At 62.2% G+C, this 17308-nt stretch carries 14 protein-coding genes; 8 read left to right on the top strand and 6 right to left on the bottom strand.

The features are described 5' to 3' along the window. Position 1: 1 nt before the first annotated feature. From X728_RS153685 to X728_RS153695, 3 genes are all read left to right on the top strand, one after another. Positions 2 to 376, top strand: coding sequence for a YciI family protein (locus X728_RS153685; protein WP_023725131.1), 375 nt, complete (start codon positions 2 to 4; stop codon positions 374 to 376). Then, on the top strand, positions 373 to 1656 hold the full coding sequence (locus X728_RS153690; RefSeq protein ID WP_023831513.1) for an RNA polymerase sigma factor: 1284 nt from the start codon (positions 373 to 375) through the stop codon (positions 1654 to 1656). The genes X728_RS153685 and X728_RS153690 overlap by 4 nt, the downstream gene beginning before the upstream one ends. A 175-nt stretch (positions 1657 to 1831) precedes the next feature. Beyond that, positions 1832 to 3346: an aldehyde dehydrogenase family protein gene (locus X728_RS153695; protein ID WP_023735004.1), complete on the top strand. Its 1515-nt coding sequence runs from the start codon at positions 1832 to 1834 to the stop codon at positions 3344 to 3346. Positions 3347 to 3553: 207 nt separating this feature from the next. Here the strand turns inward: X728_RS153695 and X728_RS153700 are convergent, their stop codons facing one another. After that, on the bottom strand, positions 3554 to 4423 hold the full coding sequence (locus X728_RS153700; protein WP_023814580.1) for a hypothetical protein: 870 nt from the start codon (positions 4421 to 4423) through the stop codon (positions 3554 to 3556). 298 nt (positions 4424 to 4721) lie between these two features. Between X728_RS153700 and asnB the strand changes: the two genes are divergently transcribed. The 4 genes from asnB to nadE are packed head-to-tail and all read left to right on the top strand — an operon-like array spanning position 4722 to position 9517. After that, the gene (gene asnB, locus X728_RS153705) at positions 4722 to 6659 is read left to right on the top strand and encodes an asparagine synthase (glutamine-hydrolyzing) (protein WP_023831512.1); all 1938 of its coding nucleotides are present in this window, start codon (positions 4722 to 4724) and stop codon (positions 6657 to 6659) included. A gap of 22 nt (positions 6660 to 6681) precedes the next feature. Further along, positions 6682 to 6945 carry an acyl carrier protein gene (locus tag X728_RS153710; protein WP_023671787.1) on the top strand — a complete coding sequence of 88 codons (264 nt, stop codon included), beginning with the start codon at positions 6682 to 6684 and terminating at the stop codon, positions 6943 to 6945. 23 nt (positions 6946 to 6968) lie between these two features. Beyond that, complete coding sequence (locus tag X728_RS153715; RefSeq protein ID WP_023831511.1) at positions 6969 to 8516, top strand: AMP-binding protein; 1548 nt, start codon at positions 6969 to 6971, stop codon at positions 8514 to 8516. After that, positions 8513 to 9517: an NAD(+) synthase gene (nadE, locus tag X728_RS153720; RefSeq protein WP_023831510.1), complete on the top strand. Its 1005-nt coding sequence runs from the start codon at positions 8513 to 8515 to the stop codon at positions 9515 to 9517. Before X728_RS153715 ends, nadE begins: the two co-directional genes overlap by 4 nt. Before the next feature lie 69 nt (positions 9518 to 9586). Here nadE and X728_RS153725 read toward each other — a convergent pair whose 3' ends face one another. The 5 genes from X728_RS153725 to X728_RS153745 all read right to left on the bottom strand — a co-directional run bounded on the left by X728_RS153725 (position 9587) and on the right by X728_RS153745 (position 15786). Further along, the gene (locus X728_RS153725) at positions 9587 to 10702 is read right to left on the bottom strand and encodes a hypothetical protein (RefSeq protein WP_023831509.1); all 1116 of its coding nucleotides are present in this window, start codon (positions 10700 to 10702) and stop codon (positions 9587 to 9589) included. Then, positions 10699 to 11358, bottom strand: a complete 660-nt coding sequence (locus X728_RS153730; RefSeq protein ID WP_023747185.1) for a HemK/PrmC family methyltransferase — start codon at positions 11356 to 11358, stop codon at positions 10699 to 10701. The genes X728_RS153725 and X728_RS153730 overlap by 4 nt, the downstream gene beginning before the upstream one ends. A gap of 238 nt (positions 11359 to 11596) precedes the next feature. Beyond that, positions 11597 to 12703: a glycosyltransferase gene (locus X728_RS153735; protein ID WP_023831508.1), complete on the bottom strand. Its 1107-nt coding sequence runs from the start codon at positions 12701 to 12703 to the stop codon at positions 11597 to 11599. Between the two features lies 1 nt (position 12704). Continuing rightward, positions 12705 to 14306, bottom strand: a complete 1602-nt coding sequence (locus X728_RS153740) for a Wzz/FepE/Etk N-terminal domain-containing protein (RefSeq protein WP_245266133.1) — start codon at positions 14304 to 14306, stop codon at positions 12705 to 12707. A gap of 217 nt (positions 14307 to 14523) precedes the next feature. Further along, positions 14524 to 15786 carry a VpsF family polysaccharide biosynthesis protein gene (locus tag X728_RS153745; protein ID WP_023831506.1) on the bottom strand — a complete coding sequence of 421 codons (1263 nt, stop codon included), beginning with the start codon at positions 15784 to 15786 and terminating at the stop codon, positions 14524 to 14526. 378 nt (positions 15787 to 16164) lie between these two features. On the opposite strand from X728_RS153745, the gene X728_RS1000000167810 reads away from it, so the two are divergent. Further along, positions 16165 to 17268, top strand: a complete 1104-nt coding sequence (locus X728_RS1000000167810) for an acyltransferase (protein ID WP_196815074.1) — start codon at positions 16165 to 16167, stop codon at positions 17266 to 17268. Positions 17269 to 17308 lie beyond the last annotated feature (40 nt).

The following is a 17308-nucleotide window of genomic DNA, read 5'->3' as shown; positions in this document are numbered from 1 at the left end:
CATGCTCTACGCTATCCTCTGCTATGCCTCCGAAGATGTCGTCTCCTCCTGGAGCAAGGCACAGGATGACGAGGTCATGGCAAAGCTCATGCATGTGCAGGAAAAATACGCTCAAGCCGGCCGGCTTGGGCCGGTGGCGCGGCTTTTGCCCACCACCGCCGCGACGACGCTGCGCAAGGTCAAGGGCGAATCGGTCGTCATCGACGGCCCGTTTGCCGAGACCAAGGAACAGTTCCTCGGCTTCTACACGCTGGAATGCGCCGATCTCGACGAGGCCGTCGAGTTCGCGCGCGAGCTTTCCGAGGTTAATCCCAGCGGCGGATCCTATGAGATCCGACCGGTTTCCGTCTTCAACCCAACCAGAGTAGCCACATGACAGACCTCGCCTGGATAAGCTCGGCGATCAGCGCTGCCCGCCCGCAGGCTATGGGTGCGCTGCTGCGCTATTTCCGCAATCTCGATACGGCGGAGGAAGCTTTCCAGGACGCGTGTCTGAGGGCACTCAAGAACTGGCCGCAGAACGGGCCGCCGCGCGATCCTGCGGCCTGGCTGATCTTTGTCGGCCGCAATACCGGCATCGACGCGGTGCGCAAGCGCGCCAAGCAGGCGCCGATGCCGGAAGAGGACCAGATCTCGGACCTCGAAGATGCCGAGAGCGATATCGCCGAACGGCTGGACGGCGCCCACTACCGCGACGACATATTGCGGCTCTTGTTCATCTGCTGCCATCCGGATCTGCCGCCTACGCAGCAGATCGCGGTGGCGTTGCGCATCGTCTCCGGTCTCACCGTCAAACAGATCGCGCGTGCGTTCCTGGTCGGCGAAAGCGCCATGGAACAGCGCATCACGCGCGCCAAGGCGCGCATTGCAGATGCCGGCGTGCCGTTCGAGACGCCCGGCGCGGTCGAGCGCTCGGAGCGGCTCCCCCCCNTCGCCGCCGTCGCCGCCATGGTCTATCTGATCTTCAACGAAGGTTATTCCACCAACAGCGGCGAGGCGCCGGCGCGTGCGCCGCTTTGCGAGGAAGCGGTCCGGCTGGCTCGCCTGTTGCTGCGGCTGTTCCAGACCGAGCCGGAGATCATGGGCCTGACGGCATTGCTTTTGCTGCAGCATGCGCGCGCGCCGGCCCGCTTCGACGAGAATGGCGAGATCGTGCTGCTCGACGACCAGGACCGCTCGCTGTGGAGCCGCAAGATGATCGACGAAGGCCTGGCGCTGGTCGACAAGGCCCTGCGCCACCAGAAGCCCGGACCCTACCAGGTGCAGGCGGCGATCGCCGCCCTTCATGCGCGGGCGGCAACCCCCGAGGAGACCGACTGGACAGAGATCGACCTGCTCTACAGCCTGCTGGAGGCGATGCAACCTTCGCCGGTGGTGACGCTGAACCGTGCCGTTGCGGTCGCCAAGGTGCGCGGGCCGGAAGCTGCCCTTGCCATGATAGAGCCGCTAGGCGAGAGGCTGTCCGGCTATTTCCACTTCTTCGGCCTCAAGGGCGGTCTGTTGATGCAGCTCGGCCGTGGCGAAGAGGCGCGTGTCGCCTTCGATCGCGCCATTGCGTTGGCCAACACGGCAGCGGAAGCCGCCCATATCCGCATGCATATCGACCGGCTGATGCGAGACGGAGCCGTGAAGGCGCCGGCGAAGACAGCGCACTAAGCCTGTTTCTCCTCTGGCTCAATCGTGCAATCCCGGCTTGGACCATGCCGGGGTGGCGATTTTCCCCTGAACCGAGTAATGGCACGCCATGACAGCGCCTGCGGCATGCGGGCGATAATGGCGCCAAGGCTCGACCGCCGCCCTATGATGGCGAGCGGATCTGAAAGGGATGAAAATGACGATAGCGAAGGAAACGGCCGAACTTCTGGCGAAACTGGGTGTGGCCAAGGACGCGCTGACCGGCGGCGACCTCGTCGTGCGCAGTCCGGTGACGGGTGAACAGATCGCGGCGCTGAAGACGATTTCGCCGGCCGATGCGGCCAAGACCATCGATGCCGCGCACACGGCGTTCCAGGTTTGGCGGATGGTGCCGGGTCCCCGGCGCGGCGAACTGGTGCGGCTGCTCGGCGAGGAGTTGCGCGCGCACAAAACCGAGCTTGGCCGGCTGGTGTCGGTCGAGGTCGGCAAGATCCCGTCGGAAGGCCTCGGCGAAGTCCAGGAAATGATCGACATCTGCGATTTCGCCGTCGGCCTTTCCCGCCAGCTCTACGGTCTGACTATCGCCACCGAGCGTCCGGGACATCGCATGATGGAGACCTGGCATCCGCTCGGCGTCGTCGGCGTCATTTCGGCCTTCAACTTCCCGGTCGCGGTGTGGTCGTGGAACGCGGCGCTGGCGCTGGTCTGCGGCGATGCCGTGGTGTGGAAGCCCTCGGAAAAGACGCCGCTGACGGCGCTCGCCTGCGAGGCGATTTTTGCCGGCGCGGTCAAGCGCTTCGGCGCGGATGCGCCGCAGGGCCTGGCACCGGTGCTGATTGGCGACCGCTCCGTCGGCGAGATCCTGGTCGACCACCCGAAGGTGGCGCTGGTTTCTGCCACCGGCTCGACCCGCATGGGCCGGGATGTCGGCCCGCGGCTGGCCAAGCGCTTTGCGCGCGCCGTGCTCGAGCTCGGCGGCAACAATGCCGGCATCGTCTGCCCGACCGCCGATCTCGACATGGCGCTGCGCGCCATCGCCTTTGGCGCCATGGGCACCGCGGGCCAGCGCTGCACGACGCTGCGGCGCCTGTTCGTGCATGACAGCGTCTATGACGCGCTGCTGCCGCGGCTGAAGAAGGCCTATGAGAGCGTCTCGGTGGGCAATCCGCTGGAGACGTCTTCGCTCGTCGGGCCGCTGATCGACAAGGCGGCCTTCGACGCCATGCAGAAGGCGCTCAAGGAAGCCACCGCTCACGGTGGCAAGCTGACCGGCGGTTCGCGGGTCGAGAATGGCCATCCCGATGCTTATTACGTGCATCCGGCGCTGGTCGAAATGCCGAAGCAGGTGGCTCCCGTCACCGAAGAAACCTTCGCGCCGATCCTCTACGTGATGAAATATTCCGATTTCGATGCCGTGCTCGACGAGCACAATGCGGTCGGCGCCGGACTGTCGTCGTCGATCTTCACCCGCGACCTGCAGGAATCCGAGCGCTTCCTCGGCGTCGATGGTTCGGATTGCGGCATCGCCAACGTCAACATCGGCACGTCGGGCGCCGAGATCGGCGGCGCCTTCGGCGGCGAGAAGGAAACCGGCGGCGGGCGCGAGAGCGGCTCCGATGCCTGGAAGGCCTATATGCGCCGCGCCACCAACACGGTGAACTATTCCAAGGCGCTGCCGCTGGCGCAGGGCGTGTCATTCGACATCGATTGAGATGCTGCGCCCGGCTTTTGACCAGTTGATCCACCCGAACCCGTCGGGCGGATCGCTGCCGCTCGCGCGGATCGTTCCGCTTTCAGGCTTCGCCCCCGCTGTCCAGATGTCCGTATCCCGACGGCGGAAAGGCCACCTCGGCCCTGCGCCCGGACGGGTCCTCGTGGTCGGCACGATCGGCTGCGCAACAGCGTCTGCGCCGAACGTTCAGCCAGCGTGCGGCGACGCCGGTCGGCAGGCTTCGAACGCGGCATCGATGACGGCAAGTTTGGCGGCCTGCACGGTCATGTATTCCTGGTAGAAGCTGTTCGAGACCCACATTACGGAATGCCCGCGCCGGCCCAGCCAGCCGACGCTGCCGAGCTTTTCGGCGTCGCGCAATTTGCGCGCAAGATGGGTGCGCGAGAGTTTTAGCCAACTGGCGAATTCGCCGATCGAAACCACGCTGGTCGGGATCCGGTCGAGGGCGGCATTGTCGGGATCGATGCCGGACATCAGCCAATCCATGACGATGCCGCCATTGTTGAGCCAGATGAACAGCGAAAACGTCTGCTTGGGCTCACGCACAGGGTTGGAGGAGAGCAGGCCTTCCGCCACCAGCGGCTGCAGCCTGGAAATCATGCCGTGCTGCTCGAGAAACGCGGCGAGGCGGTTGCCGCCGTCGAGACCGTCGAGCGTGCGCAGATGCGCAACCACCCAGCCGTCGAATTCCTTCAGCGTCGCTGCCGTCACCTGAAAGGGATGGGCTCGTCCGTCACCGGTGTGCGGCAGGTATTCGATGATGTGATAGTACAGCATCTCCTTGATGAAGGCTTCGGCCGTGTTGCGGCTAGCGACGGAATAGTGAAGCACGGCATCGATGAAGCGGGCCAGTGTCAGTTCCGTGCGGGGATCGCGCGGGTCGCGGGCGAAATGCAGGGCTAGGCCAGTGTGAGCCAGCAACCAGCGCTGTTGCGTGGCGAACACGGCGGCCAGGCGTGGGCTCGTTTCATAGATATGCAGCAACGCCTTCGACTGCGCCTCGACATGACGGTGCAGCGCCGGATGGCCGGCAATATATTCGAAATTCAGCGCCATCCTCCTCGTCCTCCGGCCAGCCCCCCGGCAGCGAAGACGTGCAATCACATTTCCAGCCTTAGCCGCCCGTGTCCAGCCATGCCAACCCGGACAAAAGGCCTAGAGCGAGCCAGGGCTATCGTTCCGGCTATTACGGCCGCAACCGCGAGGTGATGGAGAGCCATCGCGTCCTAGCCACGAAGACCACATCGTGGCAAACTTCTTGTTAACCACATGCTCGGTGAAAATATCGGATTAACCCCAGATGCCACTATCGAGGTTATGTTCCGTACCTTAGCGTTCAATATGAGTTCAAGGGATGTGTGGATTCGGGGGTTATTTCGGGTCAATCCGGGATGCGGAAGCTTTGCTCACGCACATGGTAGCCGCAATTGCCCATCGTGGGCCGGATGAGCAAGGGAAATTCGTAGCACCCGATGCCGGGCTCGGGCATGCGCGGCTGTCGGTGATCGGCATCGGAGATGGCCAGCAACCGATGTCCGACGAGGCCGGCAATTTGACGATTGCGTTCAACGGCGAGATTTTCAACTACATAGAACTGCGCGAAGGGCTGATCGCCAAGGGCCGACACTTTCGGACCTCGAGCGACACAGAGGTCATCCTTCAGCTCTATGAGGAGATGGGCGAAGACTGCTTGTCTCTCCTGAACGGTGATTTCGCCTTGGCGATATGGGACAATCGGCAGCGACGAATGGTGCTTGCACGAGACCGCATGGGTGTCCGGCCGCTGTTCTACACAACTAAGGACGGGGTGCTTTACTTTGCCTCGGAGATCAAAGCCCTGCTGAAGGTCCCGGGCGTCTCCGCTGAAATTGATCCGATTGCGCTGGATCAGATCTTTACGCTGTGGGCGCCGATCGCTCCGCGCACGGCGTTCCGCAATATCCACGAGTTGGAACCGGCAAGTGTGATGATCGCGGCGCAGGGGCAGGTCACGGTCAAACGGTACTGGCACCTGGACTATCCGCATCGTGATGAGCCGTCGAAGATCACGAACGAGGACCACGCGGCAGAGGAATTGCAAGCCCTTCTGACCGATGCGGTGAGGCTTCGCATGCGGGCCGACGTGCCGGTCGGTTCCTATCTTTCCGGAGGGCTCGATTCGTCGCTTGTTTCGGCGCTTGCCGCCGGCATGACTCCTCGGAGACTGGAGACATTTTCCGTAACCTTCGACAGCGCCGAGCATGACGAAAGCGCCTTTCAGACCGAAATGGCCTCGGCGCTCGGCACGCGCCACCACGCCATAGAATGCGGCGCCCGCGATATCGCCAGCGTCTTTCCTGAGGTCATCCGCTTTGCCGAGCGGCCGATCATCCGCACGGCGCCAGCGCCACTCTACAAATTGTCCGCGCTGGTTCGCCAGGCCGGCCTGAAGGTGGTGCTGACGGGTGAAGGCGCCGACGAGGTCTTCGCCGGCTACGACGTCTTCAAGGAGGCGCGTGTCCGCCGGTTCTGCGGGCGGCAGCCCACATCGCGCATAAGGCCGCAGCTGTTCCGCCGGCTTTACCCGTATCTGCCGGGCCTGCAACAGCAATCGGTGGAGTATCTGGCTGCCTTCTTCGGTACCAGCAACGCTGCCCTCGACGATCCGCTGTTCTCGCATCGGCCACGCTTCAAGACCACGGCGGCGGCGAAAATCTTCTTTTCCGGCGACCTGCGCGCGACGTTGAAGGGTTATGACGCAGCTGAAGAGCTGACCAGCCGCCTACCCGAGGCGTTTTCCCTATGGCATCCGCTGCATCAGGCGCAATATCTCGAAACCCGCTTCCTCCTGCCCGGCTACATCCTCTCCAGCCAAGGCGATCGGATGGCCATGGCGCACGGCATCGAAGGGCGGTTTCCTTTCCTGGATCATCGCGTGGTAGAGTTCGCGGCAAGACTTCCGCCGGAGATGAAACTGAAAGGCTTGATGGAGAAGCACATATTGCGCAAGGTGGCCAGGCACCACCTTCCGGCGGCGATCGGTAAACGCACCAAGCAACCTTACCGCGCCCCGGAGGCCCGCTCCTTCGTCGGGGCGGAGGAACTAGACTATGTTCGTGACTGCCTGGGCGAGGCGAGCATTACCGCCGGCGGCCTGTTCAACGCCAAGGCGGTGGCCAAGCTCCACGAGAAATGCCGCATGGAGACCGCGACCGGATTTCGCGACAACGCCGCCTTCGTCGGCATTCTGTCGACGCAGCTGTGGCAGAAGAATTTCGCCGGCCAAGCGGTCGGCGCGGCAAGAGCGGCCTGAGACGGCGAGGAAAAGGAAAGACATGATGACGGCAATCAAGGACAGGGTCAGAAGCTTTATCGTCGACAACTTCCTGTTCGGCGACACCTCCTACAAACTGTCGGATTCAGCCTCGCTGATCGAGAACGACATTATCGACTCGACTGCGGTACTTGAGCTGGTGGCCTTCATCGAGGACAATTTCGGCATCGCGATGGTGGATGCCGACATCGTTCCGGCCAACCTGGACTCGCTTGACCGCATCTCGTCCTTCATCGAGGCGAGAGCACAAACGCTGGCAGCGTAAGCGCCAACGGCGAGGAACGTCCCGTGCGGATCGAGCATTTTCTGGTGGCGAAGGCTGCTGCCCACCCGGCCAAGACGGCATTGGTCACCAAGGGCAAAAGGCTGAGCTACGAAGAACTCGACGACCTTTCGAGCCGGCTGGCCACCGCTCTCTTCATGAATGGGATCAGGCGCGACGACCGCGTTCTGATCTTCATGGACAATTGCTGGGAGGCCGCCGTATCGATCTTTGCCGCACTCAAGGCAGGTGCGACCTTCAGTCCGGTCAACCCCTCCACAAAGGCCGACAAGCTCGGTTACGTCATCGCCGATTGCGACGCCAGGGCGGTCCTGACGCAGGCGAAGCTGATGCCCGTGGTCACCGAAGCCTGCGCATCGCAAGGCAAGCCCGGCATCTTCGTGGCTTCCACCCCTGGGGCCGATGGGCAATGCCCGGCAGGGGCCGCGTCCCTGACTGACTGCCTGACGTTCGATGGCGCGGAGGTAAACCATCGCGGCATCGACGTCGACCTTGCGATGCTGATCTACACGTCAGGTTCGACCGGCCGGCCCAAGGGTGTGATGATGACGCATCGCAATTGCGACGCCGCCGCGGGGTCGATCGCCACCTATCTGCGCAACGCGCCGGACGACATCATCCTGAACGTCCTCCCGCTTGCCTTCGACTATGGCCTCTACCAGTTGCTGATGGCAGTCAGGCTCGGGGCCACGCTGGTGCTCGAGAAGTCCTTCGCCTTCCCGCACGAGATCTTCGAACGCATCCGCAAAGAGGGCGTCACCGGCCTTCCGCTGGTGCCTACCATGGCGGCGATGATCCTGCAGATGCGTGATCTGGCGCCGGGTTTCTTGCCCAGCCTCCGCTATATTTCCAACACCGCGGCCGCCTTGCCGCCAGCCCACATAGAACGCCTGCGCTCGCTGCTGCCCGGCGTCCGGATCTATTCGATGTATGGACTGACCGAATGCAAGCGCTGCACCTATTTGCCACCCGAGGAACTTGACCGCCGGCCAGGGTCGGTCGGCATAGCCATCCCCAACACGGAAGCCTTTGTCGTCGACGACCTTGGACAACGCGTGCCGGCGGGCGTGGCGGGTGAGCTCGTCATCCGCGGTCCGCACGTCATGCAGGGCTATTGGCGCAACCAGGCCGCGACGGAACGAGCGCTCCGGCCGGGGCCTAACCCTTGGGAAAAGGTGCTCTATACGGGCGACCTGTTCCAGACCGACGAGGACGGCTTTCTCTATTTTGTCGGGCGTAAGGACGACATCATCAAGACGCGTGGCGAGAAGGTCGCCCCCAAGGAAGTGGAGGCCGTGCTCCACGCCCATCCAGGTATCGCGGAAGCGGTGGTCGTCGGCGTGCCGGATCCGGTGCTGGGGCATGCGATCGGCGCGCTCGTCGTGCGGTCCGACCCGGCGCTTGGCGGAAAGGACATCATTCGTCACTGCGCGCGCCACCTGGAGGATTTCATGGTCCCCAAAATCATAGAGTTCCGCAGCGAATTGCCGAAGACGGAGTCGGGCAAGGTCAGCCGCCGGCTCGCGGCTGAGATGATGGAGGCCGAGCAATGAACATCGGCTCAACCCAGGATGCGCCGGCCCTCACCCAAGCCCTGGCCATCGATCCCGCCGCGGAAACGGACAGGATCGTGGCGGCCCTGCGCGAGCAGTTGCGCGGCATTCGCAAACGCGGCCTCGTGCTTGGTCTTTCGGGCGGTATAGATTCCAGCGTTTCGGCTGCATTGGCCGCGCGGGCCGTCGGCCACCAGAATGTGCTGTGCGTCCTCATGCCGGAAAGCGATTCCGACCCCGAAAGCCTGCGGCTCGGCCATCTGGTCGCCGACACTTTCGGCGTCGAGGCCGTTGTGGAGGATATCGGGCCGACCCTGCGGGCAATGGGCTGCTATGAACGCCGCGACGCCTTCATCCGCGAATTGGTCCCGGACTATGGCAAGGGCTGGGCCTCGAAGATCGTGATCGCGAACGTGCTCGAAGGCGAGGGCTACAACATCTCGTCGCTGGTGGTGCAGGACCCGCAAGGCAAGCAGACGAAACTGCGGATGCCGGTGGCAGTCTATCTCGGCATCGTTGCCGCCACCAACATGAAGCAGCGCACCCGCAAGCAGCTCGAATATTATCATGCCGACCGGCTGAACTTCGCCGTGCTCGGCACACCGAACCGGCTGGAATACGACCAGGGGTTCTTCGTCAAGAACGGCGACGGCGCCGCCGACGTCAAGCCGATCGCGCATCTCTACAAGACGCAGGTCTATGCGCTAGCCGCCTATCTCGGCATTCCGGAAGAGGTCCGCAACCGGCCGCCGACCACCGACACCTACTCGCTGGCGCAGACGCAGGAAGAATTCTACTTCTCCCTGCCTTACGATCGGATGGATCTGTGTCTCTACGGCCTCAACAACGGCGTGTCCGCCGAGGTGGTAGGGCAAGCGGCGGGATTGGCCGCCTCACAGATCGAACGCGTCTGGGCCGACATCGCCGCCAAGCGAAAGGCGACGCGCTATCTGCACCTGCGCCCGCAGCTCGTTGACGGCGTGGACGAAGTCGGCTCCTGACCTGATGCATTATGCCATTCCGGACGGAAACCGCGCACCCTTTCCTGGAATTGCTCTAGGCGGAACGCTTCAGGTGAAGCGGCCGCCGATCAACTGGCTCCACTGCTCGCCCGCAAGCCCGTTCAGAAAGACCTGCGCGTTCTTCATGACATCCAGAAGCTCGGGATCGCGTGAATGCACGACGGTCGAGGCGACCGGTATGAAGGCTATGCGTCTTACAAGCATGGCCTCCAGAAGCGCGGGCTGGACGCGGCCGCGCAAGCCGGAGACACCGCGCCGGGCGGCATGCTCGACCAGGCAATCGATCACCGGCCCGGCCTGGCCGGGAAGAGCGAGGACCTGCAGCACGCGGCCGATCCCGTCCGGTCGAGCGTAGTAGGCGAAAGCGCCGACATTGGCGCCGTTCGGCGATGCCACCGACACGCAGACAAGCTCTCCGAAATCCGGCTTTTGCGCCGCATCGCCCAGAATATGGTTGAGCTGACCTTCCGCCCACTGCGGACGTAGCGGAAACTGGGCGCAAAGCGGCTCCAGCAGCCCCGCAAAGCTGCCGCTGTCGATCTCGGAGGTCCGAAATGCCCCCCGGCTCGATGCGTTGGCGATGACGCCGGTCCAGCGTCGTTGACTGCCCTTCATTTTGCGAAGGTAGAGCCGGTCGACGATCCGGGCGAGCGGGTTGAACATCCAGGCAAGCTTCATGTGATTGGCAAAAAGGCTGAGCATGAAGGTCGCCGGCCGCATCACGCGAACCCAGTCAAGGCTGTATTGCGGCAGCACAACGCCGCGAAGCCGCGTCCACAATTTCACGGACGTATCATTGGCGGTTTCGCTGAAGGAGATGTCCTGCGGACCATCGAGGAAGGCCTTCAACAGGCGGGCACCGGCCATCGGATCGGTCTCGTGATCCTCGACCATCAGCGAGCTGCAGATGGCAGCGTAGAGCTGCCGGCCGTTGAATTTCATTGGCAGCGCATGAACGCCGACGAACCCGGAAACCTGGCCGGCGTCATTGACATGGACAAGCGAACGGAGCCCGCTGCCCCAGTCGGGTGCGTCCAGATAAAACCGCCTCATGTAATCGACGAGGGAGGCCGGCGCTGGCCCCCGCTTCTTGCGCAGCATGCGTTGAAACATGCCCGCGACGGCCGCAAGGTCGGCCTGATCGAGGGCGCGGACGACGCTCACGCCGGGCTCCCGGTTCCGGGAACCCGGCCACCATGTTTGCGCGCCATGGCGACACGGGGCTGGCCGTCGGCCGTCACGGCAAAGGTTGGGGTTTCGTAGGATTTCGTTCTCGATAAAAGGGTTGCTATCTGCCGATCTTGACCTTCGCCGAACTCAAATAGCAGCCATCCGCCTGGCTTGAGGAAAGCTGCGGCATCCCGGACCAGCCTTTGGAGGATCGAAATACCGTAAGGGCCGCCGTCGAAAGCTTCCCGAGGTTCGTTCTCCAACAGATGCGCGCTTTCGCTATCGAGACGGGATGAGGAAATATAGGGCGGGTTGCACACAACCATGTCGGCAGCGCCGCGGAGGCCGTCACCCTCGATCGCGGCAAATAGGTCGCCTTGCCGGACCTTGATCCTGTCCTGCAGGGCGAGGCGCACAACATTGCGGCGGGCAAGCGAAACCGTGCTGTCGGTCAGGTCCGCCGCCCATGCCCGAGCCCGAGGACATTCGCTGACGATGCCCACGGCAAGATTGCCGCTGCCGCAGCACATGTCGATCAGGATCGTTTCGTGCGCCTGTTCGCCAAGAATGGCCGCGGCCGTCCGGCCAAGCAGTTCCGTTTCGGCTCGCGGCACCAGGACGTCAGGCGCGAGTTCCAGCTCAACCCGCATGAAGCGGTGCAATCGCGGCCAATTGCGATCGTTTGCACGGCCGGCAGGAAGGCTGTGATGCTGCGGCAAGGAAAATCCCTATCCTGAGGATAAAACGCGGGTTCCCTGTTGTTACCAACTCCGGGTAAATTGATGTTAAAGATCATGATTGGATTGGGAGTAACCGGCCTATGTTGGCGGCGTCCTGTCCCATCAATGGCGAATTCCTGTGCCGCCGCAAGCCGATCCATGCGCTAATTCAGAGCAACGCCTCGTACCGGTCTCCGATCTTTTCAATTTCGAAATCCGCCGCCCTGCTTTTCAGGATCGCGGCGGTTGTCGGCTGGTCGAGCATTCCGGCCATCGCCACTGCTAGGGCCGCGGCATCGCCGACCGGCACCAGGGCGCCGAAGCGGCCGTCATCAAGTATTTCGCGCGGGCCGTGCGGCGCGTCCGTGGAGACCACCGGAATCCCCGCTGCCATGGCCTCGACCAGAACATTGCCGAAGCCCTCGCTGGTCGATGATAGGACGAACAAGTCAGCTACGGCGTAGCACGCCGCCGGATCATTGACATAGCCCGCAAACAGAACGTCTGCGCCGATACCGGATTCTTCGGCATAGGCGCGCAGCTCGTCGGCCAGCGGACCCTCGCCGAAGATGACAAGCCGGGCCCGGCGGCCGGCGCGCAGCACAGCGAAGGCCCGCAGCAACGTCCAATGATCCTTAACGGGCACCAGGCGTCCGGCGGTGATGATGATGGGGCCGTCGCCCATCGCCGCGAGCTCTGCCTGCCAGGCGTAGGAGCGTTGCTGGGATGCCGCAGCCGGCGGCAGCGGGTTGTTGATGACCACGACCTTGGATTTCGGGAAGCCTCGGGCCACAAGATCGCCGCCGACACCCTCAGAAACCGCGATGGCCCTGGTGGCGCGGGCCGCAACCAGGGCCGAAAGCCAGACCGCCATTTTCGCGCCAAGGCTGCCGGAAGGCAGTGAGGCGGCGGCGTGGAAACTCGGGAAGAACCGCGCCCTGCTTCGCGCGAGGGAAAGCGCCAGCGCCACGACCAGATTGGCGAATTCCGGGGCGCTGTAGATCGCGTCGGGAGAAAGGCGGCCAAGCAGGCCCGCGCTTCGCACGATGCCTTTCAATGTCGCCCACTTGCCATAACCCTCGCCGCGAATGGGGAGGCCGAAATCGACCAGATGCACGGCAGGCGAAAGCAGGGCGGCATTGGGCCCCTGCGCGTTCCAGGTAAAAAGCGTGACGTTGTGGCCGCGCCATGCCAGCTCGTTCGCCATCAGGACGAATACACGCTCGGCGCCGCCGCCCCTGAGGCTGGCAATGTGAAAGACAATCCGCTTCGCCATTTCAGGCGCGGCTGGCAATGACATCCGGGCGGTTCGGCGGAAGCCGCATGTCGCGCACGATACCCAGGGTAATGGCGAGCAACATGCCGAGGATCATGCCGCCAATGGCCCCCAGGCCGATCATCACGACGGTGCGCGGGGGCCATGAACGGCCCTTTGGCGGCACTGCGGTGGAAATCACCTGCACATTGGTGCTGTCGATCTGTTCGCGCTCGGTTATCTGGCGTGCCCGCGACAGGAAGCTCTCATAGATAGCCGTCTTCGACGCGGCGTCACGTTCAAGCTCACGCAAGGCGACCTCGGAATCGCTATCCGAGAACACGTTGCCCTTCAAGTCATTCATCTTGGCATTGAGGGAGGCCGACGAGGTTTTGGCGGCATCGAGATTGACCTTCGCCAGGCGCAGGGTGCGCGCGTATTCGGCGCTGAGTTGCGCGCTGACCGTGTTGTACTCCGTCTTCAGCCTGACGATCGACGGATGACGGGGGCCAAAGGTCATCGACTGCGAATCGATCTGCTGGCGCAGGCCGTTGGCCGTTGCGCGCAGCGCCACAAGCGCCTCCGACGTGGCGGGACCGGAATTGGTGCCGTTTGCGCCGGCGGCAAGCAGGGCGTCGTAACTTGCCTGCGCGGCGATGACGCGCGATTGCGTCTCCACGATCTGGCCGTTGAGCTGGGTCATGGTTTGCGAGGAAACAAGCTGCCCATTGCTGGTGGCCAGATTGTGGCTGCGCCTATAGGCCTCGACCTTCTCTTCGGCCGCCTGCACATCGCTCTTGAGCTGGCCCAGCCGCCCGTCCAGCGCGGCCGCGGCACGGCTGGCGCCGGAAGCCTCGGCGCTGGCCAGCTCTTCCTGGAAAGTCTTGACGATATCCTGCGAAATCAGGATCGCCTTAGCGGGGGTTTCCGCCGATACCATCAAGGTCGTGACAAACGACTTTTCATCCGCGATGCTGCTAACCCGTTCCGCCAGGTTCTTCAGGGCGGTAAGCTTTGGATCGGGTTTGGCGCCGTCCGTCCCTGTGCGGCTACGGTCCGCGTCGAAGAACTCCGGGTCACTGGCCAGGTCAAGATCGTCTACAACACGTGAAAGCACGCTGCCCGAGGTCAAGATTCGCTCTTTGCTGCGCGCGCTGAGCAACTGTCCATCGACCTGGGCCGATTGCGGGTAAAGATCATTCGGAACAACCTGAAGATTGGCCGGATTGATGAGGATGTCCGTGGTCACGGTGTAGCGCTGCTTGCTCAGCAGAGCGTAGGCACCGCCGACGATCCCGCCGACGATTGCCAGCAGGCATACCAGAGCGAGGCCGGCGCGCAGCCAGACAAACAGACGCCCGAAATCGAGTTCGAGAAAGGTTCCGATCTTGTTGAGCGTCACCGTCGTGACGGGCTCGGATACAGGCGGCGCCAGGGGTGCAGGCGACACAGGGGCCGACGTTACAGGGGCCGACGTTACAGCGGGTGCCGCCGCATGTGCCATGATCGGCGCGGTTTGTTGCGGCTTTGGCCGGCTGGCGCGCCGCGCATTTTCGATCCGTTCATAGGGGCTAATGCCGGCGGCGGCCGCGGTTGGAGGAGGACCGGAAGCGGCGGACATCATGCTAACCCTTTAATATTCAATACGCACAGCCTGCTTTACGGAAACATCGTTAACATTTCATTTTCCAGGCGTGTCAGGCGCGTTCCGGAACAGCGATCTATCCACCTTTGGTCGGTATTCTGCCACGCCCGTCGTAGCCTGGCAAAGCGCGCAGGCGTTTCAAATGGAAGATGCAAGAGGTCGTTGCGAGGGCATCCACAAGGAGCGGGCTTTGGCGTCATGTCGCTGTTGATGCTGGTTGGCCTTGAAGGGGCGTGCCGGTTTGGCGCCCATCCGGCTTTCGATAAGCGAGCAACAAGATGACGAGCAGCATGATATCCGGCGCCTTCGAAGAGAGGGCATTGTTTGACAATGCCGCGAGAATGGACGCGGCCGCTGCGATATGGGCGGCCCGAGGCGTATTGCGCAGGAGCTTGAAAAGGAACCGGAAGAAAGCAAACGCGAAGAGCAAGGCGATCGGCAGGCCAAACAAAAGCGTAAGAACGACCGGCGTGCTTTCGATGAAGGGGAGGTTGAGCTTTTCGTTGACGATCTTCAACAACTCGTTGGGATTCATGCCAAGCAGGATGTCCCTCCATTCAACGAACTTGAATACATCGTAGATCTTGACGCGCGCGTCGTAATTTTGATCAAAGAGCGTGTTGCTGAAGCGGTTCAGCAGCCCCGCCGAAGAGAGTATCGCAATCAGTATGGCGCCACCGGCCAGCGTCAGCATCAGCACCAGGAGTTTGGCCTGGCGTTGATGTCTGGGTGACAAGTCCGGCCAAGGCAGGAACACGAGCAGGAACAGGATCTCGCCGCAAGCGAGCAGCAGGGCGGTGCGCGCGCCCGAAGCGGCCGTGCCGATGAAGAGAATGAAGATGCAAAGCGCGCACACCCAGATACGCCACCGCGTCAATGCAACGAAACCTATGGCGGTGGTGCAAAGCGCGCCCAGCGCCAGCGGATGGGCCGACAGTCCGATCGGCCGAAAGTCCAGCTCAACGAGGGGATAGGGCAGGAATCGATGCTGGGTGACGGCCTCGATCGTTCCGATGATGGCGCTGAGGACAATCATGCCGACGATGACATTGCCAAGCGCCCTGCGCACATGGTCACCCAGGGCAAGCATGATCATCGCCGCGGCACAAGAGACCAGATAGGAATCGATTATGAAGCCGGCCGAGCCGGCACGGCCTATCACAAAGAGATAAGGCACCAGCCACAACAGCAGCAGCGAATATAACAATGTCGCCTTGAACAGCCTGACTTCATCGCCTTCGAGCCGAATTGGCCGGGTTGTGGCGATGACGACAAGCAGCAGAAAGATGGCATAGGTCCCGATATGCAGCTTTTCGGGAAACGACCCCCCCTCCGTCGAATAGGACATCACCATATTCATCAACTGCGGCGAGATGGTCGAGCGGAGCAGGAAAGCGAAGGCCGCGAGGAGAAAGAACAGGAGTGTGAGGGCGTCTTGGCGGCTGGCCTGCGCGGTCACGAACTGTTGCTCTGTGGGGGTGACACTCACGATTATCCGACCAGCGTTGCGGCTTGCGATTGAGATGGCAGGGGACGAACGCACCCCGGGTACATTTTCCTGCACGAACGTAAAGGAATATGGATAACCCGATCTTAACAGTGGCGATGCCGGGCATGGGCCGCCACATGTCAGCTTTGCCGAAAAGCCGGACACCGCTCATTGAAGTCTCACCAAAGTGCGCCGCGTGGGAACGAATGCACGCAATGTACTTGCGCGACATGCATCGGCAGCCGGATTCACGCTATTTCGTGAACTCGGTAACCCACACTTAATTGGCCGGTCGTATTGATGGCGATGCTTTGCACGGCGCCCGACGCGCTGCCTGTGGACGGCACAATGGCATCAGGCGCCGGCAAAGCGCAGGAGATCAAGGTGAAGAAATTCTATTCGATTCAGTATCTTCGCGCCTGCGCCGCCTTGCTGGTTCTGTTCGCACACGCCTTTTCCTATCAGATTGGCGTGGACAATCTGATTATTGTGACGGCGGGCCGCCTGGGCGTCGTTCTGTTCTTTGTCATCAGCGGTTTCATAATGGTCCATATTACGGGAGATGGTCCGTTTTCCGCTGCCACCTTCCTGAAACGCCGAGCAATCCGGATCATCCCCCTTTACTGGCTTTTCACCAGCCTCGCCGCGGTTCTGGCGGCGCTCGCGCCAAGTCTCTTCCAGAAGACCGTCTTTACATGGCCCCACTATCTTCAGTCGCTCCTCTTCATTGTTCACGAAGCGCCTGGACGGGATAGCGCCAGTCCAATTCTTTCACTCGGCTGGACGCTTAATTACGAGGTATTTTTCTATATCGCTTTTGCGGTGTTCGCATTCCTGTCCGTGACCTCGCGCGTATTTGTGCTGACGGTCTTTTTCATTGCGATGTGGATAGCCGGGCTGTGGCTGGCTCCCACCAACCCTGTTATCCAGTTCTATCTCAACCCTTCTCCGGTGGCATTCGTCATCGGTATGTGGATAGGGCGGCGCTATTTGGACGGTGATTTCACTTCCGACATACGCCATGCCTGGATATTCGGCGTAATGACCGCTGCAGGCGTGGTGCTTTCATTCGTCGATGACGGTACGCCGCTCTTGGGTCAGATCAGCTTCGCGGGACAAGCAATGTGGGCGGCGGGCCTGCTTCATCTCAGCCTCAATCTGGAGCCGAAACTCAAGCACTGGAGCCTTCTCGAGCAGTTGGGCGACGCTTCCTACGCGCTTTATCTGTCGCATATCTTCGTGATCGGCGCTGTGGCGTACCTGGCCAGACGCACCGTCGGATACGAGCATCCGACAACGGTATTGTTGGTGTCGGTGGTCAGCATCGTGGCAGCCTGCCTCGTCAGTCTGGTGATTTACGAGATGATCGAGAAGCCGATTCTTCAGACCCTGAACGGCAGAAGGAAGACGAGAAACACACCGCTTCCTCATATTGCCACGGAGAACAAATAAGCAGGTCACGCAACGGGACGCTCACGGCTTTCAGCGCTTC

It is taken from the genome of Mesorhizobium sp. L103C119B0 (assembly GCF_000502235.1).
Taxonomy (GTDB): Bacteria; Pseudomonadota; Alphaproteobacteria; order Rhizobiales; family Rhizobiaceae; genus Mesorhizobium.
This window is presented reverse-complemented; position numbering and strand designations above follow the sequence as displayed.

What these genes read in the sequence shown, in the direction of transcription:
- X728_RS153685 (WP_023725131.1), top strand. Translation starts at nt 2, where the DNA reads ATGCTCTACGCTATCCTCTGCTATGCCTCCGAAGATGTCGTCTCCTCC.
- X728_RS153695 (WP_023735004.1), top strand. Translation starts at nt 1,832, where the DNA reads ATGACGATAGCGAAGGAAACGGCCGAACTTCTGGCGAAACTGGGTGTG.
- X728_RS153700 (WP_023814580.1), bottom strand. Translation starts at nt 4,423, where the DNA reads ATGGCGCTGAATTTCGAATATATTGCCGGCCATCCGGCGCTGCACCGT.
- asnB (WP_023831512.1), top strand. Translation starts at nt 4,722, where the DNA reads ATGTGTGGATTCGGGGGTTATTTCGGGTCAATCCGGGATGCGGAAGCT.
- X728_RS153710 (WP_023671787.1), top strand. Translation starts at nt 6,682, where the DNA reads ATGATGACGGCAATCAAGGACAGGGTCAGAAGCTTTATCGTCGACAAC.
- nadE (WP_023831510.1), top strand. Translation starts at nt 8,513, where the DNA reads ATGAACATCGGCTCAACCCAGGATGCGCCGGCCCTCACCCAAGCCCTG.
- X728_RS153730 (WP_023747185.1), bottom strand. Translation starts at nt 11,358, where the DNA reads ATGCGGGTTGAGCTGGAACTCGCGCCTGACGTCCTGGTGCCGCGAGCC.
- X728_RS153735 (WP_023831508.1), bottom strand. Translation starts at nt 12,703, where the DNA reads ATGGCGAAGCGGATTGTCTTTCACATTGCCAGCCTCAGGGGCGGCGGC.
- X728_RS153740 (WP_245266133.1), bottom strand. Translation starts at nt 14,306, where the DNA reads ATGATGTCCGCCGCTTCCGGTCCTCCTCCAACCGCGGCCGCCGCCGGC.
- X728_RS1000000167810 (WP_196815074.1), top strand. Translation starts at nt 16,165, where the DNA reads ATGGCATCAGGCGCCGGCAAAGCGCAGGAGATCAAGGTGAAGAAATTC.